Origin of the sequence: Candidatus Mycolicibacterium alkanivorans (assembly GCF_022760805.1) — a bacterium.
Lineage (GTDB): Bacteria > Actinomycetota > Actinomycetes > Mycobacteriales > Mycobacteriaceae > Mycobacterium > Mycobacterium alkanivorans.
Genome location: NZ_JAIVFL010000001.1, coordinates 3,242,879 through 3,268,066, shown reverse-complemented (window position 1 = coordinate 3,268,066; position 25,188 = coordinate 3,242,879). Strand labels below are relative to the sequence as shown.

Annotated in this window: 24 protein-coding genes and 1 pseudogene; 19 read left to right on the top strand and 6 right to left on the bottom strand. The window is 68.1% G+C overall.

Annotation, left to right across the window (positions count from 1 at the left end; translation table 11 throughout):
- The first annotated feature begins 3 nt into the window (after positions 1 to 3).
- Both K9U37_RS16025 and arcC read left to right on the top strand, forming a co-directional pair.
- Positions 4 to 1,008 carry an ornithine carbamoyltransferase gene (locus tag K9U37_RS16025; RefSeq protein WP_243072523.1) on the top strand — a complete coding sequence of 335 codons (1,005 nt, stop codon included), beginning with the start codon at positions 4 to 6 and terminating at the stop codon, positions 1,006 to 1,008.
- Positions 1,009 to 1,020: 12 nt separating this feature from the next.
- Positions 1,021 to 1,929, top strand: coding sequence for a carbamate kinase (gene arcC, locus K9U37_RS16020; protein ID WP_243072522.1), 909 nt, complete (start codon positions 1,021 to 1,023; stop codon positions 1,927 to 1,929).
- A 150-nt stretch (positions 1,930 to 2,079) separates the two neighbouring features.
- Here the strand turns inward: arcC and K9U37_RS16015 are convergent, their stop codons facing one another.
- Positions 2,080 to 2,592, bottom strand: a complete 513-nt coding sequence (locus K9U37_RS16015; RefSeq protein WP_243073413.1) for an amino-acid N-acetyltransferase — start codon at positions 2,590 to 2,592, stop codon at positions 2,080 to 2,082.
- 96 nt (positions 2,593 to 2,688) lie between these two features.
- Between K9U37_RS16015 and pgsA the strand changes: the two genes are divergently transcribed.
- The 8 genes and pseudogenes from pgsA (at position 2,689) to recX (ending at position 9,747) form a co-directional block, all read left to right on the top strand.
- Positions 2,689 to 3,294: a CDP-diacylglycerol--glycerol-3-phosphate 3-phosphatidyltransferase gene (gene pgsA / locus K9U37_RS16010; protein WP_243072521.1), complete on the top strand. Its 606-nt coding sequence runs from the start codon at positions 2,689 to 2,691 to the stop codon at positions 3,292 to 3,294.
- 113 nt (positions 3,295 to 3,407) lie between these two features.
- Positions 3,408 to 3,746 (top strand): transcriptional regulator ClgR, encoded by a 339-nt coding sequence (clgR, locus tag K9U37_RS16005; RefSeq protein ID WP_243072520.1) that lies wholly within the window; start codon positions 3,408 to 3,410, stop codon positions 3,744 to 3,746.
- Between the two features lie 106 nt (positions 3,747 to 3,852).
- Positions 3,853 to 4,653, top strand: a pseudogene (gene pspA, locus K9U37_RS16000) (phage shock protein PspA); the annotation flags it as partial.
- Positions 4,654 to 4,679: 26 nt separating this feature from the next.
- Entirely contained in the window at positions 4,680 to 5,525 is an 846-nt protein-coding gene (gene pspM, locus K9U37_RS15995) for a phage shock envelope stress response protein PspM (RefSeq protein WP_243072519.1), read from the top strand.
- 56 nt (positions 5,526 to 5,581) lie between these two features.
- Positions 5,582 to 6,754 carry a glycosyltransferase gene (locus K9U37_RS15990; protein WP_243072518.1) on the top strand — a complete coding sequence of 391 codons (1,173 nt, stop codon included), beginning with the start codon at positions 5,582 to 5,584 and terminating at the stop codon, positions 6,752 to 6,754.
- A gap of 9 nt (positions 6,755 to 6,763) precedes the next feature.
- Positions 6,764 to 6,958, top strand: a complete 195-nt coding sequence (locus K9U37_RS15985; protein ID WP_243072517.1) for a DUF3046 domain-containing protein — start codon at positions 6,764 to 6,766, stop codon at positions 6,956 to 6,958.
- Between the two features lie 151 nt (positions 6,959 to 7,109).
- Positions 7,110 to 9,266: an intein-containing recombinase RecA gene (gene recA, locus K9U37_RS15980; RefSeq protein ID WP_243072516.1), complete on the top strand. Its 2,157-nt coding sequence runs from the start codon at positions 7,110 to 7,112 to the stop codon at positions 9,264 to 9,266.
- A complete protein-coding gene (gene recX / locus K9U37_RS15975) occupies positions 9,235 to 9,747 on the top strand; it encodes a recombination regulator RecX (protein ID WP_243072515.1) in 513 nt (170 codons plus the stop codon). The genes recA and recX overlap by 32 nt, the downstream gene beginning before the upstream one ends.
- An 87-nt stretch (positions 9,748 to 9,834) precedes the next feature.
- On the opposite strand, the gene K9U37_RS15970 is transcribed toward recX, so the two are convergent.
- The 4 genes from K9U37_RS15970 to K9U37_RS15955 are packed head-to-tail and all read right to left on the bottom strand — an operon-like array spanning position 9,835 to position 12,970.
- On the bottom strand, positions 9,835 to 10,722 hold the full coding sequence (locus K9U37_RS15970) for an amino acid ABC transporter permease (RefSeq protein WP_243072514.1): 888 nt from the start codon (positions 10,720 to 10,722) through the stop codon (positions 9,835 to 9,837).
- Positions 10,719 to 11,399, bottom strand: coding sequence for an amino acid ABC transporter permease (locus K9U37_RS15965; RefSeq protein ID WP_243072513.1), 681 nt, complete (start codon positions 11,397 to 11,399; stop codon positions 10,719 to 10,721). The genes K9U37_RS15970 and K9U37_RS15965 overlap by 4 nt, the downstream gene beginning before the upstream one ends.
- A 12-nt stretch (positions 11,400 to 11,411) precedes the next feature.
- Positions 11,412 to 12,221 (bottom strand): glutamate ABC transporter substrate-binding protein, encoded by an 810-nt coding sequence (locus K9U37_RS15960; protein WP_243072512.1) that lies wholly within the window; start codon positions 12,219 to 12,221, stop codon positions 11,412 to 11,414.
- A 20-nt stretch (positions 12,222 to 12,241) separates the two neighbouring features.
- Positions 12,242 to 12,970 (bottom strand): amino acid ABC transporter ATP-binding protein, encoded by a 729-nt coding sequence (locus K9U37_RS15955; protein WP_243073412.1) that lies wholly within the window; start codon positions 12,968 to 12,970, stop codon positions 12,242 to 12,244.
- A gap of 103 nt (positions 12,971 to 13,073) precedes the next feature.
- Between K9U37_RS15955 and miaB the strand changes: the two genes are divergently transcribed.
- Complete coding sequence (gene miaB, locus K9U37_RS15950; protein ID WP_243072511.1) at positions 13,074 to 14,660, top strand: tRNA (N6-isopentenyl adenosine(37)-C2)-methylthiotransferase MiaB; 1,587 nt, start codon at positions 13,074 to 13,076, stop codon at positions 14,658 to 14,660.
- Positions 14,648 to 15,244 carry an Rv2732c family membrane protein gene (locus K9U37_RS15945; protein WP_243072510.1) on the top strand — a complete coding sequence of 199 codons (597 nt, stop codon included), beginning with the start codon at positions 14,648 to 14,650 and terminating at the stop codon, positions 15,242 to 15,244. The genes miaB and K9U37_RS15945 overlap by 13 nt, the downstream gene beginning before the upstream one ends.
- Positions 15,245 to 15,248: 4 nt before the next feature.
- Here the strand turns inward: K9U37_RS15945 and K9U37_RS15940 are convergent, their stop codons facing one another.
- Positions 15,249 to 16,574: a DUF349 domain-containing protein gene (locus K9U37_RS15940; RefSeq protein WP_243072509.1), complete on the bottom strand. Its 1,326-nt coding sequence runs from the start codon at positions 16,572 to 16,574 to the stop codon at positions 15,249 to 15,251.
- Between the two features lie 214 nt (positions 16,575 to 16,788).
- On the opposite strand from K9U37_RS15940, the gene K9U37_RS15935 reads away from it, so the two are divergent.
- The 7 genes from K9U37_RS15935 to K9U37_RS15905 all read left to right on the top strand — a co-directional run bounded on the left by K9U37_RS15935 (position 16,789) and on the right by K9U37_RS15905 (position 25,181).
- Positions 16,789 to 17,667, top strand: coding sequence for a DMT family transporter (locus tag K9U37_RS15935; RefSeq protein ID WP_243072508.1), 879 nt, complete (start codon positions 16,789 to 16,791; stop codon positions 17,665 to 17,667).
- A gap of 25 nt (positions 17,668 to 17,692) precedes the next feature.
- Positions 17,693 to 18,379 carry a class III extradiol ring-cleavage dioxygenase family protein gene (locus K9U37_RS15930; protein ID WP_243072507.1) on the top strand — a complete coding sequence of 229 codons (687 nt, stop codon included), beginning with the start codon at positions 17,693 to 17,695 and terminating at the stop codon, positions 18,377 to 18,379.
- Positions 18,376 to 19,302, top strand: coding sequence for a tRNA (adenosine(37)-N6)-dimethylallyltransferase MiaA (gene miaA, locus K9U37_RS15925; protein ID WP_243072506.1), 927 nt, complete (start codon positions 18,376 to 18,378; stop codon positions 19,300 to 19,302). Before K9U37_RS15930 ends, miaA begins: the two co-directional genes overlap by 4 nt.
- Before the next feature lie 60 nt (positions 19,303 to 19,362).
- Positions 19,363 to 20,232: a diaminopimelate epimerase gene (gene dapF / locus K9U37_RS15920; protein WP_243072505.1), complete on the top strand. Its 870-nt coding sequence runs from the start codon at positions 19,363 to 19,365 to the stop codon at positions 20,230 to 20,232.
- Positions 20,233 to 20,295: 63 nt separating this feature from the next.
- On the top strand, positions 20,296 to 21,705 hold the full coding sequence (gene hflX, locus K9U37_RS15915) for a GTPase HflX (protein WP_243072504.1): 1,410 nt from the start codon (positions 20,296 to 20,298) through the stop codon (positions 21,703 to 21,705).
- Positions 21,706 to 21,825: 120 nt separating this feature from the next.
- Positions 21,826 to 22,986, top strand: coding sequence for an acyl-CoA dehydrogenase family protein (locus tag K9U37_RS15910; protein ID WP_243072503.1), 1,161 nt, complete (start codon positions 21,826 to 21,828; stop codon positions 22,984 to 22,986).
- Between the two features lie 191 nt (positions 22,987 to 23,177).
- On the top strand, positions 23,178 to 25,181 hold the full coding sequence (locus K9U37_RS15905; protein ID WP_243072502.1) for a sunset domain-containing protein: 2,004 nt from the start codon (positions 23,178 to 23,180) through the stop codon (positions 25,179 to 25,181).
- Positions 25,182 to 25,188: the final 7 nt, after the last annotated feature.

Below are 25,188 nucleotides of genomic sequence, written 5' to 3'. Positions count from 1 at the left end.
GCCGTGGCCTTCAATCTGCGCAACCGTGACCTGCTGAGCTTGGTCCACCACAGCGAGCGCGACTTGCTGTACTTGATCGACCTGGCTCGGGACCTCAAGCGCGCCAAGTACTCCGGTGGCACCCGGGACAGCCTGAAGGGCAAGAACATCGCCCTGATCTTCGAGAAGACCTCCACCCGTACCCGGTGTGCCTTCGAGGTCGCGGCCTACGACGAAGGGGCGCACGTCACCTACATCGACCCCAGCTCGTCGCAGATCGGTCACAAGGAGTCCATGAAGGACACCGCGCGGGTGCTGGGCCGGATGTACGACGCGATCGAGTACCGCGGCGCCGGCCAGGAGATCGTCAACGAGCTGGCCGAGTACGCCGGGGTGCCGGTGTTCAACGGGCTCACCAACGAGTTCCATCCCACCCAGATGCTGGCCGACGTGCTCACGATGACCGAGCACTGCTCCAAGTCGTTGCATGACATCGCCTATGCCTATGTCGGCGACGGCCGCAACAACATGGCGAACTCGCTCCTGCTGGTGGGTGCCAAGCTCGGGATGGACGTGAGAATCGGTGCGCCCAAACACCTTTGGCCGACCGACGACCACGTCAAGATGTGCCAGGAGTTCGCCGAGAAGTCGGGGGCTCGCATCCTGATCACCGACGACCCCAAGGAAGCGGTCAGGGGCGTCGACTTCATTCACACCGACGTGTGGGTCTCGATGGGCGAGCCCATCGAGAGCTGGGCCGAACGGATCGACGAGCTCATGCCGTTCCAGGTCAACTCCGAACTCGTTGCCGCGGCCGGCAATCCGCGGGTGCGCTTCATGCACTGCCTGCCGGCGTTCCACAACTCGGAGACCAAGGTCGGCGCCCAGATCGCCGCGCAGTACCCGGCTCTGAAGAACGGCATCGAGGTCACCGAGGACGTCTTCGAAAGCCCGGTGAACATCGCCTTCGAGCAGGCCGAGAACCGCATGCACACCATCAAGGCGGTCCTCGTGGCCACTCTGACGTAGGGAGGACGTCGGATGCGAATTGTGATCGCCTTGGGCGGTAACGCTCTGCTGCAGCGCGGGCAGCCGATGACCGCTGAAAACCAGCGGGCCAACATCCGGCTGGCGGCCGAGCGGATCGCGTCGATTGCGCCGGGAAACGAGATCGTCGTTGCGCACGGCAACGGCCCCCAGGTCGGGCTGCTCGCTTTGCAGGATCTCGCCTACGAAGCCGTCGACCCCTATCCGCTAGACGTGCTGGGTGCGGAGACCGAGGCGATGATCGGGTACGTCATCGAACAGGAGTTGGGCAACCTGCTGCCCTTCGAGCAGCCGTTCGCCACCGTGTTGACCATGGTCGAGGTCGATCCTGCCGACCCTGCCTTCGCGCATCCGACCAAGCCGATCGGACCGATCTATGACAAGGCAACCGCGGAACGGCTGGCCGCCGAGCACGGCTGGGCGGTGGCACCCGATGGCGACAACTACCGACGGGTGGTGGCCAGCCCGAAACCGCAGCGGATCTTCGAGATTGACCCGATTCGGATGCTCGTCGAGCAGGGCGTCATCGTCATCTGCGCCGGCGGTGGTGGAATCCCGACCATGTACGGCGAGGACGGCAAGCTGCGCGGCGTCGAAGCCGTCATCGACAAGGACCTTGCCGCCTCGCTGTTGGCTCAGGAGTTGGACGCCGACCTGCTGGTGATCGCCACCGACGTCGACGGCGTCTACACCGGCTGGGGGACTCCCGAGCAGACGAAGCTCGGGTCGGTCACCGTCGACGAGATCGTCGAGATGAACCTGCCGGCCGGATCGATGGGACCCAAAGTGGCAGCCGCGTGCGGCTTCGCCACGGCGACGAAGAACGAGGCCGTCATCGGCTCACTGGCCGACATCGACTCGATCGTGACGGGCGCGGCCGGAACCCGGGTGCGCGTCGGCTGAAGTCAGATGACGCCGATCAGCGGCGGGGGTGTGCCGCGCGGGCTGCCGAAGCGAGCAGTCCGGGTCGATCTCAGCCGCTGGGCTGAGGACCAGTGCCTTCCGACGGCACGGTCCTGCCTGGATGCGCATGTGAAAACGGTGTGCCTCGGCTCAGAGGACCAACAGCATTCTGGTGTTTCCCAGGATGTTCGGTTTGACGTAGGACAGGTCCAGGAATTGGGCGACACCAATGTCGTACGAGCGGCACATCTCCTCGTACACCTCGGCGGTGACCGGCGTGCCCTCGATCTCGCTGAATCCGTGCCGGCCGAAGAACTCGGTTTCGAAGGTCAACACGAACAACCGCTGCAACTGCAGCTCACGTGCGACCTGCAGCAGCCGGTCGACGATCGCGTGCCCGACACCGTGGCCCTTGACCTTCGGGTCGACGGCGACGGTGCGGACCTCCCCGAGGTCCGACCACAACACGTGCAGCGCCCCGCAGCCGACGACCTCGCCGCCGACCTCGGCCACCCAGAACTCCTGTACCGCCTCGTACAGCGTCACCAGGTTCTTCTCCAGCAGAATCTTGCCGGCGTAGGTGTCGACCAGGCGTTTGATGTCGGGAACGTCCGACGTTCGGGCGCGGCGGATGACGACGCCGAGGGTACTGGGTTGGTCCAGCCGCGAGCCCTCGGGCGAGGAGCCATCGGATCGGGCGGTCACGGGTGCAGAGTATCGGGCGCAAGCGCGCCCACTGCCAACCGATATTCTGATTGTGTGTCGGCACAACCCCCAAGCGGTCCGGTGGTGCCGCGCGCGCGGGTGGCCAACCTCGCCAACTTCCTGACCGGTATCCGGCTTGTCCTGGTCCCGGTTTTCCTGCTCTTCCTGTTCACCGGCGACGGTCACGAATCAGCAAGCCGGATAACAGCGTTCGTGATTTTTGCGGTCGCAGTCGTCACCGATCGGCTCGATGGTTCGCTGGCCCGCACCTATGGGATGGTCACCGAGTTCGGCAAGCTCGCCGACCCGATCGCCGACAAGATGCTCATCGGGGCCGCGCTGATCGGGCTGTCGATGCTCGGCGACCTGCCGTGGTGGGTGACCGTGGTGATACTGGTCCGCGAGATCGGCATTACCGTGCTGCGCTTCGCGGTGCTGCGCCGCGGTGTCATCCCGGCCAGCCGCGGCGGCAAGCTCAAGACCCTGGTGCAGGCCGTCGCGATCGGGCTGTTCGTGCTGCCCCTGCACAACTGGCCCGCGCCCTGGCTCACCGTCGCGTGGGCGGCGATGTGGGCGGCCATCGTGCTCACAGTGCTCACCGGCATCGACTATGTGGTCTCCGCGGTCAGGGACTCGCGTGCCCGATCCGCTGGTCGATGACGGCGCCCGCGGCCTGATCGCGCGGGGCCAGGTCAGCTCTGAGCATCCGGGAACCAACCGGCCCCTTCCCGGCGTTGCAGTAGTGGCTGCAATTGACTGAGGAGGACAGCCTCATGGCGGTACCGCTGCGCGAGGTCATCGGCGATGTGATCCGCGACGCCCGGACCTCACAGGGACGCACCCTTCGTGAGGTCTCCCATTCGGCGCGGGTGAGCCTCGGCTACCTCTCCGAGGTCGAGCGCGGTCGCAAGGAAGCATCCAGCGAGCTGCTCAGCGCGATCTGCACCGCCCTCGACGTTCCGCTGTCGCGGGTGCTCACCGACGCCGGCGAGAAGATGGCCAGCCAGGAGCGCATCGCCACCCTGACGGCCGTGCCGCACGAGTCCGGGGCTCCGATCGACGTCAACACCAAGGTCGTCATCCCGCATCCTGTCGCGATGGCTGTCGCCTGATCTGTTGACCGGCCGACATGCCGACAGGCTGTGGTCGGGCATCGCGAACCACTAAATTGGGGCACGACCACCGAATGCGGCAACAAATACGAAGGCGGGGCAACTGATGGCCAATCCGTTCGTCAAGGCGTGGAAGTACCTGATGGCGCTGTTCAGCTCCAAGGTCGACCAGTACGCCGACCCGAAGGTGCAGATCCAGCAGGCCATCGAGGAGGCTCAGCGCACCCACCAGGCGCTGACCCAACAGGCCGCCCAGGTGATCGGTAACCAGCGTCAGCTCGAGATGCGCCTCAACCGTCAGCTCGCCGACATCGAGAAACTCCAGGTCAACGTCCGTCAGGCGCTGACGCTGGCCGACCAGGCGGTGGCCAACGGTGACGCCGCCAAGGCCACTGAGTACAACAATGCGGCCGAGGCGTTCGCTGCCCAGCTGGTCACCGCCGAGCAGAGCGTCGAGGACCTCAAGGCGCTGCACGACCAGGCGCTGCAGGCCGCAGCCCAGGCCAAGAAGGCCGTCGAGCAGAACGCCATGATGCTGCAGACCAAGATCGCCGAGCGGACCAAGCTGCTCAGCCAGCTCGAGCAGGCCAAGATGCAGGAGCAGGTCAGCGCCTCGCTGCGGTCGATGAGCGAGATCGCCGCCCCGGGCAACACACCCAGCCTCGACGAGGTGCGCGACAAGATCGAACGGCGCTACGCCAACGCGATGGGCGAGGCCGAGCTGGCCCAGAACTCGGTGCAGGGCCGGATGATGGACGTGCAGCAGGCCAGCGTGCAGATGGCCGGTCACTCCCGCCTCGAGCAGATCAAGGCGTCCATGCGTGGTGAGGCCCTGCCTTCCGGGGGCGCTTCGGGTGTTCCCGCCGCCGCCCCGGCCACGCCCGCCCCACCTGAGCCTGAAAACCCCTCGGACAGTAGGAGGCGAACGTCTCGATGGCGGTCCAACCCGACAAGCCGGGCTTCGTCTCGAGCCAGTGGCGCTTGGCGTTGCAGCGCGGCATCGACAGCGCCAGCGAGTACGTCGACGTGGCGGCGCAGAAGCTGTCCGCCGTCTCCGATCCCCGCGCCAGGCTGCTGCGCAAGCGGCGCTGGGCCCTGCGGCTGGGAGTCTTCTTCAGCTTTGCGACGGTGTTCTGGGTCTGTGTCACCGGTCTGCTGGCGACTTGGAGCACCCCGGTGTGGGCGCTGCTGATCACCGGAATCATCGCCGCGGCGGCGGCGGTCCCGGCGACGTTGTTCCTGCTGCGCTACCGTTTCCTGCGCAGTGAGCCGCTGCCGCCGCAACGCCAGGTCAGCGGCCGCCGGCTGCCGCCGCACGGCTCGGCGGCGCGGCCGTCGATGTCGGCGCTGGGTGCCTCCGAGCGCGGTCTGCATTCGCTGCTCGGCGTGCTGCAGCGCGGAAACATGTTGCCGCCGGAGGAGATTCGTGAGCTGACGGCCGCGGCCAACCGGAGCGCGGCGACCATGGCGGCCACCGCCGCCGAGGTGGTCTCGATGGAGCGTGCGGCGCTCGAGGCGCCGAACTCACGCGCCTATCTTGCGCCGACCATCAATGCGTTCACCGCGCAGCTCAATACTGGTGTGCGGCAGTACAACGAGATGGTCACCGCCGCAGCGCAACTGGTGTCTTCAGCCAACTCCGGGTCGATGTCGAGCTCGCCGATGGCGCAGCAGCGATACCGCAACGAGCTTTCCGACGCGACCGATCGGCTGCTGGGCTGGTCGCAGGCGTTCGACGAGCTGGGCCAAGCTGCGCCGGGCGTGACTTCGGCGCGCTAATCGTCGCCTACCGACGACAACCGCGCCGAAATCGCAACCTGTGGCAGGGTAGGCCGATGCGCGTCGGGGTGGTGGCCGGCCCGGATCCGGGACATGCGTTTCCCGCGATCGCGCTGTGCCTGAAGTTCGCCGTCGCCGGCGATGATCCCGTTCTGCTGACCGGCGCCGAATGGCTCGACACCGCCCGCGCGGTCGGCCTCGACGCGGTCGAGCTGGCTGGACTGGATCCGACCGAGGCCGGCGACGACAGCGATGCCGGTGCCAAGATCCATCAACGTGCCGCCCGGATGGCGGTGCTCAATGCGCCGGTGCTGCGCGAGCTCGCGCCCGATCTGGTGGTGTCCGACGTGATCACCGCCTGCGGGGGAATGGCTGCCGAGCTGCTGGGTCTGCCCTGGATCGAGCTGACCCCGCATCCGCTCTACCTGCCGTCCAAGGGCCTGCCGCCGCTGGGCAGCGGGCTGGCTCCCGGCACCGGTCTGCGCGGCCGGCTGCGCGATTCGATTATGCGCGCCCTGACCGGACGGTCCTGGCGAGCAGGCCTCCGCCAACGCGCGCACGTTCGGACAGAGATCGGCCTGCCGGCCACCGACCCCGGGCCGCTGCGCCGGCTGATCGCCACACTTCCCGCCTTGGAGGTGCCGCGACCGGACTGGCCCGCCGAGGCCGTCGTTGTCGGGCCGCTGCATTTCGAACCCACCGCCGCGGTGCTGCCGATCCCGGCGGGTCAGGGGCCGGTGATCGTGGTCGCGCCGTCGACGGCGAGCACCGGAGCCGGCGGGGTGGCCGCGCTGGCGCTCGAGCACCTGGTGCCCGGACAGAGCCTGCCTGCCGGGTCGCGGGTGGCGATCTCCCGGCTCGGCGGCGACGATCTCGATGTGCCGCCGTGGGCGACCGTCGGCCTGGGCCGCCAGGACGAACTGCTCACCCATGCCGACGTGGTGGTCTGCGGCGGCGGGCACGGCATGCTGTCCAAGACCCTGATGGCCGGTGTGCCCATGGTGGTGGTGCCCGGTGGCGGTGATCAGTGGGAGCTGGCGAATCGCGTTGTGCGCCAAGGCAGTGCGCGACTGATCCGGCCGCTGACCGCCGAGGCTCTGGTCGCCGAGGTGACCGAGGTGCTCTCCTCGCCGCGGTACCGGGAGGCGGCGCGGCGCGCGGGGGAGAGCCTCGCCACGGTGGCCGATCCGGTACGGATGTGCCATGAAGCGATGCGACCGGCCGGGTAGGTTGGCGGCGTGCGGCTGACGGAATTCCACGAACTCGTCGATGCGCAGTTCGGCTCGGTTCGGGGGGCCTCCCTGCTGGTCGATCACGTGCTGACCCGGCTCGGCGGGCGGACCGCCGCGCAGGCGATCGAGGCCGGAGTCGAGCCCCGCGAGGTGTGGCGGGCGCTGTGCGCGGACTTCGACGTGCCCCGCGACCAGTGGTGAGCAAAGTGAGCGGCGCGCCTCCTTGCCATCGAACACATGTTCGTTATGGTGGGCGGTGTTCGACCGTCCCAGTTTTGTCGGTGCCTTGTCCTAGCGTCACGGCCAACTGGCCAACACCGGTCAACCGAACACCGGAGAGAATGGAGACCCCATGGCGCGGCAAGCCCCCGATCGCGAGAAAGCTCTCGAGCTCGCGCTCGCGCAGATCGAGAAGAACCACGGCAAAGGCGCGGTAATGCGCCTCGGTGACGAGGTGCGTCAGCCGATCTCGGTCATCCCGACCGGCTCCATCGCCCTAGATGTGGCGCTGGGCATTGGCGGCCTGCCCCGCGGCCGCATCGTCGAGATCTACGGCCCGGAGTCCTCGGGCAAGACCACCGTCGCCCTGCACGCGGTGGCCAACGCGCAGGCGGCCGGCGGGATCGCGGCGTTCATCGACGCCGAGCACGCGCTGGACCCCGAGTACGCCAAGAACCTGGGCGTGGATACCGACGCGCTGCTCGTCAGCCAACCCGACACCGGCGAGCAGGCGCTGGAGATCGCCGACATGCTGGTCCGTTCGGGAGCCATCGACATCCTGGTCATCGACTCGGTGGCCGCGCTGGTGCCGCGTGCCGAGATCGAGGGCGAGATGGGTGACAACCACGTCGGCCTGCAGGCCCGCCTGATGAGCCAGGCGCTGCGCAAGATGACCGGCGCGCTGAGCAACTCCGGCACCACCGCGATCTTCATCAACCAGTTGCGCGAGAAGATCGGCGTGATGTTCGGGTGCGGATCTTGGTACACCAACGTTACTCTCGCTGATGGTTCCACGGAGAAACTCGGCAAGATCGTGAATCAAAAGATGGATGTTGAAGTCATGTCGTATGACTTTGAGTCCGGCCAGATAGTGCCTCGCAAAGTCACCAATTGGTTCAACAACGGCAAGGCTGAAGAGTTCTTACACTTCAAAGTTGATCGTGCTGGCGGTGGCACCGGGAGAGGTCATGCCAGCTTGGCGATGACACGCAATCATCTCATCCGCACGCCAGGCGGTTGGCGAGAAGCCGAGGACATCCAAATCGGTGACCGCGTGATGTTGGCTCAACCCAGCCTCCTCAGCGATCAGCAGTGGGAAGTCATCTTGGGATCGTTGATGGGGGACGGATGCCTAACTTCCCCCGTTCGACGAGATTCCGAAGCCGCCCGGTTCCGTATGGGACACGGACAGAAACAGTCGGAGTATCTCGATTGGAAGATTTCGCTACTTGAGAACATTCCGCATGTCCGTAGTGTCAACGGTAAGGGTGCAGTTTTCGCTGATTTCACGCCGCTAGCCGAGCTGCATGAGCTCCGGTCGGCGGTGTACCTCGGCGACGGCGAGAAGTTCCTCTCCGAGGACTACCTGAAGGCGCTCACTCCACTGGCACTGGCCATTTGGTACATGGACGATGGCTCCCTCGCGATTCGATCCAAGGGGTTGCAGCAGCGCACCGCCGGCGGAAGCGGACGTATCGAAATCTGCGTTGAGGCAATGACCGAAGGCTCGCAAGTTCGGCTGCGCGATTATCTTCGCGACACGCATGGACTGGACGTAAGCCTGCGCGAGGCGGGTGCGGCCGGTCAAGCGGTGCTGGTGTTCTCCACTAATGCCTCGGCCAAGTTCCAGGAGTTGGTGGCGCCTTTTGTGTATCCGTCCATGGCGCACAAGCTGCTACCGCGTTTCCGCGGATTGTTCAATGTTGAATCGCGGGTTGTTGAACCAACCATGCAACTAATGCCAGCGCGCGTAATGGAGATTGAGTCCAAGAAGGATTATCAGAAAATGGACCGCTTTGACATTGAGGTCGACGGTTCGCACAACTACTTTGCTGACGGAGTCATGGTCCACAATTCGCCCGAAACGACAACGGGCGGTAAGGCGTTGAAGTTCTACGCCTCGGTGCGTCTGGACGTGCGGCGCATCGAGACGCTCAAGGACGGCACCGACGCGGTGGGCAACCGCACCCGCTGCAAGGTGGTCAAGAACAAGGTGTCGCCGCCGTTCAAGCAGGCCGAGTTCGACATCCTCTACGGCAAGGGCATCAGCCGCGAGGGCTCCCTGATCGACATGGGGGTCGATCAGGGCTTCATCCGCAAGTCCGGGTCGTGGTTCACCTACGAGGGCGAGCAGTTGGGGCAGGGCAAGGAGAACGCCCGCACCTTCCTCGTGGAGAACCCCGACGTGGCCAACGAGATCGAGAAGAAGATCAAGGAGAAGCTCGGTATCGGCGCGGTGATCACCGGCGAGCTGATCGATGACGTTCTGCCCGCCCCAGTTGACTTCTGACAAGCGCGAGGCGCAGGCGCACGAGCTGTGCCTGCGCCTGCTCACCGCGCGGTCGCGAACCCGATCCGAGCTGGCCGACCACTTAGCCAAGCGGGGGTATCCCGATGACGTCGCCGAAACGGCACTGAGCCGGCTGGTGGCCGTCGGCCTGATCGATGACGCGGACTTCGCCGAGCAGTGGGTGCGGTCGCGACGGGCGCGGGCCGGAAAAGGCAAGCGCGCGTTGGCCGCCGAGCTGCGCACCAAGGGTGTCGACGCCGACGTGATCGCCACCGCTCTCGACGGTATCGACGCGGCCGCCGAACGGGAGCGTGCCGAGCAGCTGGTGGAGCAGAAGCTGCGGCGCGAGATGCTGGCCGACGACGCGAAGGTGATGCGCAGGCTGGTCGGCATGCTCGCGCGCCGCGGCTACAGCCAGAGCATGGCCGTTGCGGTGGTCAGCGACGCACTGGCCGCTGAACGGGAGCGCCGGCGGGTTTAGGCTCCGCATCATGCGGATCTCGGTCAAGCTGGCGCCCACGTTCGACTATCCCGAGCGCGCGCGGCCGACGGTCCGCTCGCCGGGTCTCTAGTCGCCTGGCTCCAATCGGGTGCTGGGCGCACCGCCCTGCTCGAGCGCTTCAGCCTCCAACGGTGCGGCCCGGCCCGACCGTCGCAGCCGACGCTCGAGACGCGTCGCCGCCGCCGACAGCGCGAAGTTGATGCTGATCATCAATACCGCGATGACGATGAGCGCCGGGACGTAGTTCCCGTAGGACGAGCCGACGACCGTGCCCTGGCGAACCATCTCGACTAAGGTGATCTGGTAGCCGATCGCGGTGTCCTTTAGCACGACGACCAACTGGGAGACCAGAACCGGCAGCATCGATGTGACGGCCTGGGGCAGCAGGATCGACCGCATCGTCTGACCCCAGCTCAGACCCAGTGCGGAGGCCGCCTCGGACTGGCCCCGCGGAAGCGCTCGAACCCCGGCCCGGACGATCTCGGCGATCACGGCGCCGTTGTAGAGCGTCAGCCCGGTCACCACACCGGCCAGAGCCAGGTGTTTGGACGGAAAAACGTCGTACTGCGCGTAGAGGAAGTAGGCAAAGATCATCATGATCAGTACCGGCACCGCCCGGAAGAACTCGACGATCACCGCGCACGGCACCCGGACGGCCGTGAGATGCGAGAGCCGTCCCACGCCCAGCAGAACGCCCAGAACCCCGGCCAGCACGATCGACAGTGCGGCCGCCGTCAGCGTGCCCTCGATCCCCGGCAGAACATAGGTCTTCCAGAGCCCGGACGTCAGGAACGGCTGCCACTTCTGCGCCGTGAGCTGACCCTTGGCGGCCAGCCTGGCCACCACCACCCACACCGCCAGCGCGGCCATCACCAGGGTGGCCACCGAGATCACCCGGTTGCGCATCCGCGCGCGGGGACCGGGCGCGTCGAAAAGCACCGAAGCCGAGCTCATTTCGCCACCGCCAGCCGCTTGCCGAGCCAGCCGAACAACAGGCCCAGCGGCAGGGTGAGGATGATGAAGCCCACCGCGAAGATGGTGCCGACCGCCAGCAGTGCCGCGGTGTTCTCGATCATCTCCTTCATCAACAGCGCCGCCTCGGCAACCCCGATGGCCGAGGCGATCGTCGTGTTCTTCGTCAACGCGATCAGCACCGACCCCAGCGGGATGAGCACCGCCCGAAACGCCTGCGGCAGCAACACCATCCGCAGGTTCTGCCCGAATGTGAAGCCCAGCGATCGGGCGGCCTCGGCCTGCCCCAGCGGCACGGTGTTGACCCCCGAGCGCACGGTCTCACACACGAACGATGCGGTGTAGACGGTCAATCCGAGCATCGCCAGCCGGAAGTTGCTGTCCTCGATCGACGTGAGCGACTTCGGGTCGACCAAGGTGATCCCCAGCGTTTGCGCCAGCCCGAACGAGCAGAACAGGATGATCAGCGTCAGCGGAGTGTTGCGCACGACGTTGACATACGCGGTGCCGATCCAGTTGAGCATCGGCACCGGCGCCAGCCGCATCGCGGCCAGTGCTGTGCCGAGGATCAGCGCACCGATCGCCGAGAACACGGTGAGCTGGATCGTGGTCCAGAACGCCTCGAAGATCTGGCCGCGGTACGCGCTGAAGACCTCCACCTCAGTACGAACTCAGCAGGCGTCGGGGGCGGGCGGCGCGGGTGCGGTGATTCCGGCCGGCCCGAGGTTCTTGTCGAAGGCGGCCTTCCAGGCGCCGTCGGCTTCCATCTTCTTCAGCGCATCGGTGATCTTGGTGCACAACTCGGTGTCACCCTTCTTCAGCCCGATGCCGTAGCGCTCCTCCGAGAACGGCTTGCCGACAATCTTGAACGCGCCCGGGGTCTGCGCGGCGTATCCGGCCAGGATCACCTCATCAGTGGTCACCGCGTCGACGGCGCCGTTCTTGAGTGCTTCCACGCACGCCGAGTAGGTGTCGTACTGCTGCAGCTGAACACCCGGGTACTTGTCCTTGATGCGCTGAGCCGGTGTCGAACCGGACACCGAGCACAGCTTCTTGTTGTTCTGCAGTGATTCAGGGCCGGTGATGTCGCTGTTGTCGGCCCCCACCAGCAGGCTCTGCCCGGTGATCAGATACGGCCCGGCGAAGCTCACCTTCTCCTTGCGCGAGTCGGTGATCGAGTAGGTGGCGACGATGTACTTCACCTGATCGTTCTGGATCAGCGTCTCGCGCTGGCCCGACGGTGATTCCTTCCACTCGATCTTGTCCTCGGGGTAGCCGAGCTCCTTGGCCACGTACTTGGCCACGTCCACGTCGAGCCCGCTCATCGTCCCGTCAGGGTTTGTCAAACCCAGGCCGGGCTGATCGAACTTGGTGCCGATGACCAGCTTGTCGCCGGCGCCGCCGCCGCACGCGGTCGCGGTGAAGGGCAGCGCGACGGCCAGCACCGCGGCCGCGGCCAAGCGCAATGAGAATGACGGCATAACTGGGTTTTCCTTTGCCCTTAGTGGTTGAGGATCTTGCCGAGGAAGTCTTTGGCCCGGTCTGACTTTGGATTGTCGAAGAACTCGCCCGGCTCTGCGTCTTCGACGATGGCGCCGTCGGCCATCATCACCACCCGATTGGCGGCGCGGCGGGCGAAGCCCATCTCGTGGGTCACCACCACCATCGTCATGCCCTCGCGGGCCAGCGAGGTCATCACCGCCAGCACCTCGTTGATCATCTCGGGGTCCAGGGCGCTGGTCGGCTCGTCGAACAACATCACCTTCGGGTCCATCGCCAGCGAGCGCGCGATGGCCACACGCTGCTGCTGGCCCCCGGAGAGCTGCGCCGGGTACTTCTCGGCCTGGTTGGCGACGCCGACCCGCTCCAGCAGCTTCATGGCCCGGTCGTGGGCCTGCGCCTTGTCGACCTTGCGGACCTTCATCGGCGCCAGCGTGACGTTCTGGATGATCGTCTTGTGCGCGAAGAGGTTGAACGACTGGAACACCATGCCGACATCGGAACGCAGCTGTGCCAGCTCGCGCCCCTCTGACGGCAACGTCTCTCCGTCGATGGCGATCGTTCCTGAATCGATCGTCTCGAGCCGGTTGATGGTGCGACACAGGGTGGACTTGCCGGACCCGGAGGGACCCAGCACCACGACGACCTGACCGCGTTCGACGTCGAGGTTGATGTCCTTGAGCACGTGCAGGTCACCGAAGTGCTTGTTCACACCCTGAATCGAGATCATCGGCACCCCGCCGCTGCTCTCCATTTGAAAGACCCTACCCAGGTGATCCTCACCCTGCCGGGCACTCGGCGCGATTTCTCCGGGGCAGCGCCCCCTCCGTACGATGAGATGTGTGACGTCGGTGCTGACCCAGGGCCCTGAAGCGGGAGGTGCGGCGGGCGATTCGCCCCGCTCGCCGGCAGGTCGCACCTACCAGGTCCGCACCTACGGCTGCCAGATGAACGTCCACGACTCCGAGCGCCTCGCCGGACTGCTGGAGGCCGCCGGCTACCACCGCGCGCCCGACGGTGCCGACGCCGACGTGGTGGTGTTCAACACCTGCGCGGTGCGGGAGAACGCCGACAACAAGCTCTACGGCAACCTCAGCCACCTGGTGCCGCGCAAGCAGGCCGATCCCGACATGCAGATCGCCGTCGGCGGTTGCCTGGCCCAGAAGGACCGCGAACAGCTGCTGCGCAAGGCCCCCTGGGTCGACGTCGTCTTCGGCACCCACAACATCGGCTCACTGCCCGCCCTGCTCGAGCGCGCCTGGCACAACCGGGAAGCTCAGGTCGAAATCGCCGAGTCGCTGCGGGAATTCCCCTCCACGCTGCCTGCCGCCCGCGAATCTGCTTACGCCGCATGGGTTTCCATCTCGGTGGGCTGCAACAACACCTGCACGTTCTGCATCGTGCCCTCGCTGCGCGGCAAGGAGGTGGACCGCAGGCCCGCCGACATCCTCGCCGAGATGCGCTCACTGGTAGACCAGGGCGTCCTCGAGGTCACCCTGCTCGGCCAGAACGTCAACGCCTACGGAGTGTCCTTCGCTGCCGACGAGCGCTTGCGCGAGTCGCCGATGGCTCTGTCGGATACCCCCCGCGACCGTGGCGCCTTCGCGTTGCTGTTGCGCAGTTGCGGAGACATCGACGGCCTGGAACGAGTCCGGTTCACCTCGCCGCACCCGGCCGAGTTCACCAACGACGTCATCGAGGCCATGGCGCAGACCCCCAACGTCTGCCCGGCCCTGCACATGCCGCTGCAGTCGGGATCGGACCGCATGCTGCGGGCCATGCGCCGGTCGTATCGCGCCGAGAAGTACCTCGGCATCATCGACCGGGTCCGTGCCGCCATGCCGCACGCCGCGATCACCACCGACATCATCGTCGGCTTCCCGGGCGAGACCGAGGAGGACTTCGCAGCCACCCTCGACGTGGTGCGCGCAGCCCGCTTCGCCGCGGCGTTCACCTTCCAGTACTCCAGGCGCCCCGGTACCCCGGCCGCCGACCTCGACGGTCAGCTGCCCAAAGAGGTTGTGCAGGAACGCTATCTGCGACTGCTCGAGGTCCAGGAACAGATCTCGCTGGAGGAGAACACCGCCCAGATCGGCGCACAGGTCGAACTGCTGGTTGCTACCGGCGAGGGCCGCAAGGACGCCAGCACCGCGCGAATGAGCGGACGGGCGCGCGACGGCCGGCTGGTGCACTTCGCGCCCGGAACCGCCGAGGTGCGCCCCGGTGACATCGTCACCACCACCGTCACCGGCGCCGCCCCGCACCACCTGATCGCCGACGCACCCCTGCTGACCCGCCGGCGCACCCGCGCCGGCGACGCGCACGCCGCCGGACGGCGCCCCCGCACCGTCGGCCTGGGCCTGCCGGCCATCGGCGCGCCGACCACCGGGGACCGTGCCACGACGGGATGTGTGCGATGAGTGACTTCGAGGCCTACCGCGGCGAGATAGAGGCGGCCGAGCGTAAGGTCGCCGGCGAGATCCAGCCGGGCGGGCGCGCCATGGTCGTGGCGATCCTGGTGTTCGTGTTGCTGGTGTCGCTGATCCTGCAGCACACCGGCAGCGCCCGCGGTGTCGACGTCCTGATGGGCGACGACAAAGCCATCAGCGTTGGAATCGCCCTGCCGTCAAGGATTTTCAGCTGGCTGGCACTGGTGTTCGGGATCGGCTTCTCGATGCTGGCGCTGTTGACCCGGCGCTGGGTGCTGGCCTGGATCGCCCTGGCCGGCTCGGGGCTGGCCAGCGCGACCGGCATGCTCGCCGTCTGGTCGCGCCAGACCGCCGTGCACGGCCAGCCCGGTCCGGGCATCGGCCTGATCATCGGCTGGATCGCCGTCATCCTGCTGACCTTCCACTGGGCCCGCGTGGTCTGGACGCGCACCGCGGTGCAGCTGGCCGCCGAGGAACAGCGCCGCCGCGAAGCCGCCGAGCGGCAGTCCCGTTCGCTGATCGACGATGTCGACCGCCGCGAGGGCCAGCCGCCGCCCGCCGGCGAGAATCCCTGAGAGTTCAGCCGCGCCGGCCCAGCGCCTCGACCGCGGTCTCGGCCCACTGCCGCCATTGCTCGGCACTTGCCCTGGCCTCCTCGGCCTCCTTTGTGCGGCCGGCCGCCTCGGCCTTCTCGGCCTGCCGTTCGAACTGCTCGACGCGGGCCAAGAACTGCTCGGCTCGGGCCTGGGCCTGCGGATCGACCCGCCCTGCATCAGCGGCGTCGCGCACCTTCTTCTCCACCGCGCGCAGCCGCCGCTCCAGATCGGCCTGCCGCTCGTGCGGAACCTTGCCGATCGCGCCCCACTTGTCGGCGATCGCGCGCAGTGCCGAGCGGGCCGCCTCGACGTTGGAGGTGTCGATCTTCTCCGCCTCCGCCAGCAGCCCCTCCTTGGCGGTGGCATTGGCGGTGAACTCGGCATCGCGTTCGGCGGTGACCGCGTTGCGGGCGGCGAAGAACGTGTCCTGAGCGGCCTTGAAGCGGTGCCACAGCGCGTCGTCGACACCCTTGGCCACCCGGCCTGCCGCCTTCCACTGGGTCAGCAGGTCGCGGAACGCCGCCGCGGTGGCGGCCCAGTCCGTGGAACCCGACAGCTCCTCGGCCCGCTCGCACAGCTTCTCCTTGGCCTCCTTGGCCCCGGCCCGCTCGCGGTCGAGCTCGGCGAAATGCGACCCCCGCCGGCGGTTGAACGTCTCCCGCGCCGCCGAATAGCGCTTCCACAGCGCGTCGTCGGTCTTGCGGTCCAGGCCGGTGATCGTGCGCCACTCGTCGAGAATCGCGCGCAGCCGGTCGCCGGCGGACTTCCACTGCGTGGAGTTGGCGGCCAGCTCCTCGGCCTCGGCGGCCAGCGCCTCCTTGCGGGCGGCCTGGGCGGCGCGGTGCTCCTCGCGGCGGGCGCGGTCGGCCGCGGCGGTCTCCTCGACATGGTCGCGGACGGCCGCCAGCCGGTCGGCGAGTGCGTCGATGTCACCGAGAACACTTGCGGTTGGCAGGGTTTCGGCCAGCGCCGCCGCGGCGGCTTTGATCTTGCGGGCGTCGCCGGTGCCCGAGGCCAGCCGGGTCTCCATCAGGGTGACCTCGGTGGCCAGGTCTTCGAAGCGCCGGCCGAAGTGGGCGTAGGCGGCCTCGGCGTCGCCGGCCTGCCACGAGCCGATGGAACGTTCGCCGGAGGAGGTGATCAGCCAGACCGTGCCGTCGTCGTCGACCCGGCCGAACCGGTGCGGGTCACTCGACGGCGGGCCCACCACGGGAGTCGCGGGCGGATGGGGCCGCGGTACGGGACGGGGCGGACCCGGTCGGGGGGCCGGCCGTGGCGGTTCACCCGTGTGCGGTTCGTCGATCGTCATGGCTCGCCTCACCTAACCCTCCGCGCGGAGCTCCCGCGCTCCTGCCGCGCAACGCGGCGCCAGTAGTGCATGAAGTCCGCCGGAATCGGGCGGACGTCCTGGAAAGGTATTGAACCAGGTCGCGGTCAGGTGTGCCCCAAGGTTGAGCTCTGCGGGTTGCATACGGTGCCGGTCGGCGGGCACTCTGACGCCCCGAACCCCGAGGAGACGAGTCGTGCACAAGTCGGACATCGCCACCCTGTTGGCCCTCGGCGCGGCGCTGTTGTTCGCAGTCGGTGACGTCATCCAGCAGCGCTCGGCCCACGACGTGACCGACGAACAGGTCGGCCACGTCGCCCTGTTCCTGCGGTTGCTCAGGGACAAGAAGTGGTGGCTGGGCAGCCTGGTGGCCGCCGGGGGATTCGTGCTGCAGGCCGCCGCCCTCGGGTTCGGCTCCGTCCTGCTGGTGCAGGCGCTGCTGGTGACATCGCTGCTCTTCGCGCTACCGCTGAGTGCGCGCTTCGCGGGCCGGCGCATCACCCGCTCACAGTGGGTGTGGGCGGTGCTGCTGGCCATCGCCGTCGCCGTGGTCGTGACCGTGGGCAACCCGTCCAAAGGTCAGGCGCGGGCCGGGTTCGAGCCGTGGATGTGGGTGATCGCCACCCTGGGTCCATTGCTGGCGCTGTGCCTGCTCGGCGCGCGTGTCTTCGCCGGCAAGCCAGTGGCCGCGGTGCTGCTGGGACTGGTGGCGGGTTCGCTGTGGGGCCTGTTCGCCGTACTGACCAAGGGCGTGGTGGACCAGCTGGACGAGGGCATACTCGCGCTGCTGAAGACACCCGAGCTCTACCCGTGGGCGGTGGTGGCCGTCTCGGCGACGGCGCTGCAACAGTCGGCGTTCCGGGCCGGCTCGATGGCCGTATCGCTGCCGGCGGTGACGGTCAGCGAGCCGGTGGTCGGTTCGATCCTCGGGCTGGCCATCCTGGGTGAGATGTTGCGACCCGGCCGGTCCGGCTGGGTCGGCCTCGGCCTCGTCGTGGTGGTGATGGTCGTGGCGATCGTGGAGCTGGCCCGCGGTGAGGCGACCTCGGGGGAGCCCGCACCGGCGTCCGGCTGATGCGCGGGACGCTAGCGTGTGGGGCGTGTTGACGGCCATCGCATTGACCCCGTCGGCGCCGGTCCTGGTGCCCGACCTCGCCGGCACGGCCGCCGCCGAGGTCGCCGGGATCCGCGACGCCGCGGTGGCGGCCGCCGCCGAACTGCCCGGCCGGTGGATCGTCATCGGTGTCGGCGCCGCCGACGCCGTGATCGAGCCGTCCACCCGCGGCACCTTCGCCGGCTACGGCGTGGACGTCCCGGTCGCCCTGGGTCGCGAGGCGCCCGCCACGGTCACCGCGCTGCCGCTGTGCGCGCTGTTCGCCGGCTGGCTGCGCGGTCAGGCCAACCCGTCGGCCCAGGCCGAGGTGTGGGTGTATCCGGCGGGTCTCGACGCCGGGGCCGCCCTTGCCACGGGCCGCGCGCTGCGGTCGCAGCTCGACGAGGTGGCCGACCCGGTGGGTGTCCTGGTGGTCGCCGACGGCGCCAACACCCTGACACCGCCCGCCCCCGGTGGGTACGACCCCGACGCCGCGCCGGTGCAGGCCGCCCTCGACGACGCGCTGGCCGCCGGCGACACCGCCGCGCTGGCGACGCTGCCCAACGGGATCGTCGGCCGCGTCGCCTACCAGGTGCTGGCCGGGCTGGCCGGCTCCGGCCCCCGCTCGGCCAGGGAGCTGGTCCGCGGGGCTCCGTATGGCGTGGGCTACTTCGTCGGCCTCTGGGTGCCGTGACTCCCGGACCCCGCCCCATCGCGGTCATCGGACCCACCGGCACCGGCAAGTCTGCGCTCGCGCTGGAGGTGGCCGAACGGCTCGGAGGGGAGATCGTGAACGCCGACGCCATGCAGCAGTACCGCGGCATGGACATCGGCACCGCCAAGCTCAGTGCGGACGAACGCCGCGGTATCCCGCACCACCAACTCGACGTCCTCGACGTCACCGAGACGGCGACCGTCGCGCGCTACCAGCAGGCCGCGGTGGCCGACGTCGAGGCCATCGCAGCCCGCGGCGCGGTCCCGGTCATCGTGGGCGGCTCGATGATGTACATCCAGTCGCTGCTCGACGACTGGGCCTTCCCAGCCACCGACCCGCTGGTGCGCGCCCGCTGGGAACAGCGGCTGGTCGAGGTCGGGGTGGCAGCCCTGCACGCCGAACTGGCGGTCCGCGATCCGAACGCCGCGGCGGCGATCCTGGCCACCGACGGCCGCCGAATCGTGCGGGCCCTGGAAGTCGTCGAGCTGACCGGTCAGCCGTTCGCCGCGTCGGCCCCGCAGATCGGCGCCCCGCGCTGGGACACCGTCATCGTCGGGTTGGATTGGGACACAACGGTTCTCGACGAACGGCTGGCCCAGCGCACCGATGCGATGTTCGACGCCGGTCTGGTCGACGAGGTCAGCTCCCTGCTGGACTGCGGGCTTCGCGACGGTGTCACCGCCGCCCGCGCGCTCGGCTACGCACAGGTGATCGCCGCCCTCGATGCTGGCGGCACCGACGAACAACTGGCCGAGGCACACGAGCTGACATTCATCGGCACCCGCCGCTACGTGCGCCGCCAGCGGTCCTGGTTTCGCCGCGACCACAGAATCGCCTGGCTCGACGGGTCTTCCCCCGGGCTCGCCGACGCGGTGATCGCACGGTGGCGGCACGTATCCTGAACAGGTGATCCGCGCCGACGACGATGATGCCGGTGCAGCCGGGATCGAGGAGCGGTGCAGATGATTTTCGCCAAGGGGCACGGCACGCAGAACGACTTCGTTGTGCTGCCCGACCTGCACGCGCAGCTGGACCTGGCGCCCGCCGCGGTGGCCGAGCTGTGCGATCGGCGCCGCGGCCTCGGTGCCGACGGCGTCCTGCGGGTCACCACCGCCGGGGCGGTAGTCGCCGCAGGCGTGCTCGACCGGCTGCCCGAGGGTGTCGAGGCCGGCGACTGGTACATGGACTACCGCAACGCCGACGGCTCGTTGGCCCAGATGTGCGGCAACGGCGTGCGGGTGTTCGCCCACTACCTGCGGGCCAGTGGACTCGAGCACCGCGACGAGTTCGTGGTCGGGTCGCTGGCCGGGCCACGTCCGGTGGTCGTGCACCGCGCCGACGCCGTCGACGCGGAGGTCACCGTGGAGATGGGAAAGGTCAACCGGCTCGGAACCGGGACCGCCACCGTCGGCGGACGGCAGTTCAGCGGCGTCGGCGTCGACGTCGGCAACCCCCACCTGGCGTGCCTGGTTCCCGGCCTCACCGAGACGGCGCTGGCCGCCCTCGACGTCGCCGCGCCGGTGGGGTTCGACCGTGGCCAGTTCCCCGGGGGCGTCAACGTCGAGATCCTCACCGAGCCCGTCGAGGGTGTGGTGTCGATGCGGGTGCACGAACGCGGCGTCGGTGAGACCCGGTCTTGCGGCACCGGCACAGTCGCCGCCGCGGTGGCCGCACTGGCCCACCTCGGCGCCTCGACCGGCACCCTTGCCGTGCGGATCCCGGGCGGCCGGGTCAGCGTGGAGATCAGCGACACCACCAGCTTCCTGCGCGGCCCCTCGGTGCTGGTGGCCCACGGCGAGATCGCCGACACATGGTGGGCGGCCCGACACTGACTGCTGGGGGCACGTTATTCGAATGCGCGGCGTTGTCCGTGCGTGACACCATCAGTACCACTTATGACTGAACCTGATTCGAGAACCCCCGAACCCAGCACCGGCGAACTCGCACTGGAGGACCGTGCCGCGCTGCGGCGCGTCGCCGGACTGTCCACCGAACTCGCCGACGTCTCCGAGGTCGAGTACCGCCAGCTCCGGCTCGAGCGCGTCGTGCTGGTCGGCGTATGGACCGAGGGCAGCGTCGCCGACGCCGACGCCAGCCTGGCCGAGCTGGCCGCATTGGCCGAGACGGCTGGCTCCGAGGTGCTCGAAGGCATGATCCAGCGCCGCGACAGACCGGACCCGAGCACCTACATCGGCTCGGGCAAGGCCCAGGAATTGCGCCAGATCGTCATCGCCACCGGCGCCGACACCGTCATCTGCGACGGCGAGCTGAGTCCCGCGCAGCTGACCGCGCTGGAGAAGGTGGTCAAGGTCAAGGTCATCGACCGCACCGCGCTGATCCTGGACATCTTCGCCCAGCACGCCTCCAGCCGCGAGGGCAAGGCGCAGGTGGCGCTGGCCCAGATGGAGTACATGCTGCCGCGGCTGCGCGGCTGGGGCGAATCGATGTCCCGGCAGGCCGGTGGCCGCGCCGGCGGCAGCGGCGGCGGGGTGGGCCTGCGCGGCCCGGGCGAGACCAAGATCGAGACCGACCGTCGCCGCATTCGCGAGCGAATGTCCAAGCTGCGCCGCGAAATCAAGGACATGAAGCAGATTCGCGACACCCAGCGCAGCCGGCGGCTGCACAGCGACGTGCCGTCGATCGCGATCGTCGGCTACACCAACGCCGGCAAGTCCAGCCTGCTCAACGCGCTGACCGGCGCCGGGGTGCTGGTGCAGAACGCGCTGTTCGCCACCCTCGAACCCACCACCCGTCGCGGCGAATTCGAGGACGGCAGGCAGTTCGTGCTCACCGACACCGTCGGCTTCGTGCGTCATCTGCCGACCCAGCTCGTCGAGGCCTTCCGCTCCACACTGGAGGAAGTCGTCGACGCCGACCTGCTGGTGCACGTGGTCGACGGGTCCGACGTCAACCCCATGGCCCAGATCGAGGCGGTACGCCAGGTCATCCGCGAGGTGCAGAACGAGCATCACGCCGCACCCGCGCCGGAGTTGTTGGTAGTCAACAAGATCGACGCCGCCGCCGACCTGACCCTGGCCCAGTTGCGCCGCGCACTGCCCGGCGCGGTATTCGTCTCGGCGCATACCGGTGACGGGCTCGACCGGCTGCGCAGCCGGCTCGGCGAACTTGTCGAGCCCCGCGAGATCGCCGTGGACGTGACGATCCCCTACGACCGGGGCGACCTCGTCGCGCGCCTGCACGAGGTGGGTCACGTCGATGCGACCGAGCACACCGAGGCCGGCACCCGCCTCAAGGCACGGGTGCCCGCCGCGCTGGCCGCCGGCCTGCGTCAGTACGCGACTTAGCCCGGCAAATCAATAACGTGTGAACTGTCGTGCGACGTCACGGCCCCATCATCCAACCAACCACCCGGTCGGTCTATTCTCGTCGCAAGAAGAGCGGAGCGATTCCTGGAGGGTCTATTCATGAGCAGCGCCATCAAGTACGAGCGGACGTTGTTCGAGCCGGAGCACGACCTGTTCCGGGAGTCGTACCGGGCGTTCCTCGAGCGGCACGTTGCCCCGTACCACGACCAGTGGGAGAAACAGAAGATCGTCGACCGCGGGGTCTGGCTCGAGGCCGGCAAGCAGGGCTTCCTGGGCATGGCCGTGCCCGAGGAGCACGGCGGCGGCGGCAACCCCGACTTCCGCTACAACACCATCGTCGCCGAGGAGACGGTCGCGGGCCGCTACAGCGGCCTGGGCTTCTCGCTGCACAACGACGTCGTCGCGCCGTATCTGCTCAGGCTGACCAACGAGGAGCAGAAGCAGCGCTGGCTGTCCAAGTTCTGCACCGGCGAGCTGATCACCGCCATCGCCATGACCGAGCCCGGCACCGGCAGTGACCTACAGGGCATCAAAACCCGCGCGATCAAGCAGGGTGACCACTACATCCTCAACGGCTCGAAGACGTTCATCACCAACGGCATCAACTCCGACCTCGTCATCGTCGTCGCGCAGACCGACCCCGACAAGGGCGCCCTGGGCTTCTCGCTGCTGGCCGTCGAGCGCGGCATGGAGGGCTTCGAGCGCGGCCGTCATCTCGACAAGATCGGCCTCGACGCGCAGGACACCGCAGAGCTGTCGTTCACCGATGTCACGGTGCCGGTGGAGAACCTGCTCGGCGAGGAGGGCCAGGGCTTCATTTACTTGATGCAGAACCTGCCGCAGGAGCGGATCTCGATCGCCATCATGGCCGCGGCCGCGATGGAGGCCGTGCTGGACGAGACGATCCAGTACACCAAGGAGCGCAAGGCGTTCGGCAAGCCGATCGGCTCGTTCCAGAACAGCCGGTTCCTGCTGGCCGAGCTGGCCACCGAGGCCACCGCGATGCGGATCATGGTCGACGAGTTCATCCGGCTGCACCTCGACGAGAAGCTGACCGCCGAGCAGGCCGCGATGGCCAAGTGGTACACCACCGAGGCCCAGGTCCGGCTCATCGACCGCTGCCTGCAGCTGCACGGCGGTTACGGCTACATGCGCGAATACACCGTGGCCCGGGCTTACCTGGATGCCCGCGTGCAGACCATCTACGGCGGGACGACCGAGATCATGAAGGAGATCATCGGCCGCAGCCTGGGCGTCTAGCCCGGGCCGGCGGGCTTTGGCCCCCTGGCGCGTCCCCGAGCCGGAAAACAGGGTTTCGATACCAGTTTTCCGTCGATTCGGGCGTTTCCGCGCGCCGTTTCGCGGATATTGCCGCGTGTCGTGTTCTGCTGACGCAGAGTTGACACGGACTATAACTAGAGGCATCTTGACCGGAACGGCGGGGAGCGTGCATGACCTGGCTTGGAAGTCGTCTCAGTAGAGGCACCGGGCGAATAGCGCTCGGCGTGTTCGCGACGGCGGCGGCAGCGGTACTCGTGGCCCCCGCGGCGGTGGCGACACCGGAGAGCGACGCGGCAAACGATGCCATCAACCAGGCCTGGCAAGCCGCCGGCGGCGACGGCTCGCCGGTGGGTGGCAGGGACGGCGACGTGTACCAGGTCGGCGACGGGTTCGCCCAGAATTTCTCCAGCGGGAAGATCTTCTTCACCGCGGGCACCGGCGCCCACCTGATCGACGGCGCGATCCTGGACAAGTACCAGGCGCTCGGCGGCCCGGCTGACAGCGATCTGGGATTCCCCACCATCGACGAGGTGACGGGCCTGCTCGGACCGAGCAGCCGGGTCAGCACGTTCAGCGCCAGTGACAAGCCGGCCATCTTCTGGACGCCCGACACCGGTGCGTGGGTGGTGCGTGGCGCCATCAACGCCGCGTGGGACGAGCTCGGCGGCTCCGGCGGAACCCTCGGCGCGCCCACCGGCGACGAGACCTACGACGGCGACGTCGTCAGCCAGAAGTTCTCCGGCGGCACGGTGTCGTACAACAACGCCACCAAGGTGTTCACCACCGACCCGCCGGACCTAGCCGCCAACCTCGCCGGCGTCGAGGTCCCGTCGGATGCCACCACGGCCATCAATCAGGCCTGGCGTGCCGCGGGCGGCCTTGCCGGTCCGCTCGGTGCGCGGCAGGGCGCCCAGTACACCGTCGGCGACAACGGCGCCGCGCAGGACTACTCGGGCGGCAAGATTTTCTACTCGCCGGCCACCGGTGCGCACGCCGCGACCGGCGCGATCCTGTCCAAGTACGACTCACTGGGCGGCCCGAAGAGCGATCTGGGCCTGCCGATCGGGACCGAGGCCGACGGCGGCGCCGCCAACAGCCGGGTCAGCGCCTTCAGCGCGCCGGACAAACCGGTGATCTTCTGGACGCCCGACACAGGCGCCATCGTTGTGCGCGGCGCCATCAACGCCGCGTGGGGCAAGCTCGGCGGAGCCACCGGGAAACTCGGGGTGCCCACCGGCGAACAGAAGACCGACGGCGACACCGTCACCCAGACCTTCAGTGGTGGCGAGATCTCGTTCAACACGGCCGCCAACACATTCAGCACCAAGCCGGCCGAGCTGGCCGGGCAGCTGTCGGGCATCGAGGTGCCCGCCGGCACACCGGGTCCCTCCGCGCCGGGAAAGTCCGGCAAGGGGCTCAACTGGCACTGGTGGTGGCTGCTGGTGATCATCCCGGCGCTGCTGTTGGTCAGCGTAATCGCGCTCGGCCTGATGCGGCTGCAGCGCCGGCGTGCCGCGCACCTCGATGACGAGGATTACGACGATGACGACCACTGGGCGGACGGTGGTCGGGTTCAGGTACCGCAGTCGTCGGGCTACGGCAGGTCGGCACCCGACGCGACGACCAAGACGATGCCGGGTCCCGAGGACGTTCTCGATGGCGACCAGGATTCCATCGACACCACGCCGACCCGCATTCCCTCCGAGCCCGAGCCCGAGACGGCACCGGAGCTGGTCGAGGTTCCCGCGGAGTTCGTCGAACATGAGGAGTACGCCGAAGTCGAGGAGGTCGACGAGGAGCCCAGCGATACCGGTCGCCACGCCGCAGTGAATCTCGAAGAGTCACAGTCGATGTGGAGGCTCAACATGGGCGAGCTCGGCACGCCGCGCCGCCGTCGCGCTGCCGAGGACGTCACGGTCGAGCCGGAAGACTATGCCCGGCCCGCGGAGGTTGTGGAATCCGGGGACGAGGAACAGCACGGTGCGGCCAAGCCGGCGATCCACTTGCCACTGGCCGATCCGTATCAGGCACCCGAAGGCTACGTCATCAAAGCCAACACGCATTCGGGTCTCTACTACACCCCGGATTGCGCCCTCTACGACCACACCGTTCCCGAAGTGTGGTTCGCCAGTGAGGAACTCGCGCAGGCGAACGGCTTTATCAAAGCCGAGTAGTCGCGGT

Excerpts from the sequence above, each read along its gene's own strand:
- arcC (WP_243072522.1), top strand. The coding sequence starts at position 1,021 with ATGCGAATTGTGATCGCCTTGGGCGGTAACGCTCTGCTGCAGCGCGGG.
- clgR (WP_243072520.1), top strand. The coding sequence starts at position 3,408 with ATGGCGGTACCGCTGCGCGAGGTCATCGGCGATGTGATCCGCGACGCC.
- pspM (WP_243072519.1), top strand. The coding sequence starts at position 4,680 with ATGGCGGTCCAACCCGACAAGCCGGGCTTCGTCTCGAGCCAGTGGCGC.
- K9U37_RS15990 (WP_243072518.1), top strand. The coding sequence starts at position 5,582 with ATGCGCGTCGGGGTGGTGGCCGGCCCGGATCCGGGACATGCGTTTCCC.
- recA (WP_243072516.1), top strand. The coding sequence starts at position 7,110 with ATGGCGCGGCAAGCCCCCGATCGCGAGAAAGCTCTCGAGCTCGCGCTC.
- recX (WP_243072515.1), top strand. The coding sequence starts at position 9,235 with ATGACGTTCTGCCCGCCCCAGTTGACTTCTGACAAGCGCGAGGCGCAG.
- K9U37_RS15970 (WP_243072514.1), bottom strand. The coding sequence starts at position 10,722 with ATGAGCTCGGCTTCGGTGCTTTTCGACGCGCCCGGTCCCCGCGCGCGG.
- K9U37_RS15960 (WP_243072512.1), bottom strand. The coding sequence starts at position 12,221 with ATGCCGTCATTCTCATTGCGCTTGGCCGCGGCCGCGGTGCTGGCCGTC.
- K9U37_RS15955 (WP_243073412.1), bottom strand. The coding sequence starts at position 12,970 with ATGATCTCGATTCAGGGTGTGAACAAGCACTTCGGTGACCTGCACGTG.
- miaB (WP_243072511.1), top strand. The coding sequence starts at position 13,074 with ATGAGATGTGTGACGTCGGTGCTGACCCAGGGCCCTGAAGCGGGAGGT.
- K9U37_RS15945 (WP_243072510.1), top strand. The coding sequence starts at position 14,648 with ATGTGTGCGATGAGTGACTTCGAGGCCTACCGCGGCGAGATAGAGGCG.
- K9U37_RS15940 (WP_243072509.1), bottom strand. The coding sequence starts at position 16,574 with ATGACGATCGACGAACCGCACACGGGTGAACCGCCACGGCCGGCCCCC.
- dapF (WP_243072505.1), top strand. The coding sequence starts at position 19,363 with ATGATTTTCGCCAAGGGGCACGGCACGCAGAACGACTTCGTTGTGCTG.
- hflX (WP_243072504.1), top strand. The coding sequence starts at position 20,296 with ATGACTGAACCTGATTCGAGAACCCCCGAACCCAGCACCGGCGAACTC.
- K9U37_RS15910 (WP_243072503.1), top strand. The coding sequence starts at position 21,826 with ATGAGCAGCGCCATCAAGTACGAGCGGACGTTGTTCGAGCCGGAGCAC.
- K9U37_RS15905 (WP_243072502.1), top strand. The coding sequence starts at position 23,178 with ATGACCTGGCTTGGAAGTCGTCTCAGTAGAGGCACCGGGCGAATAGCG.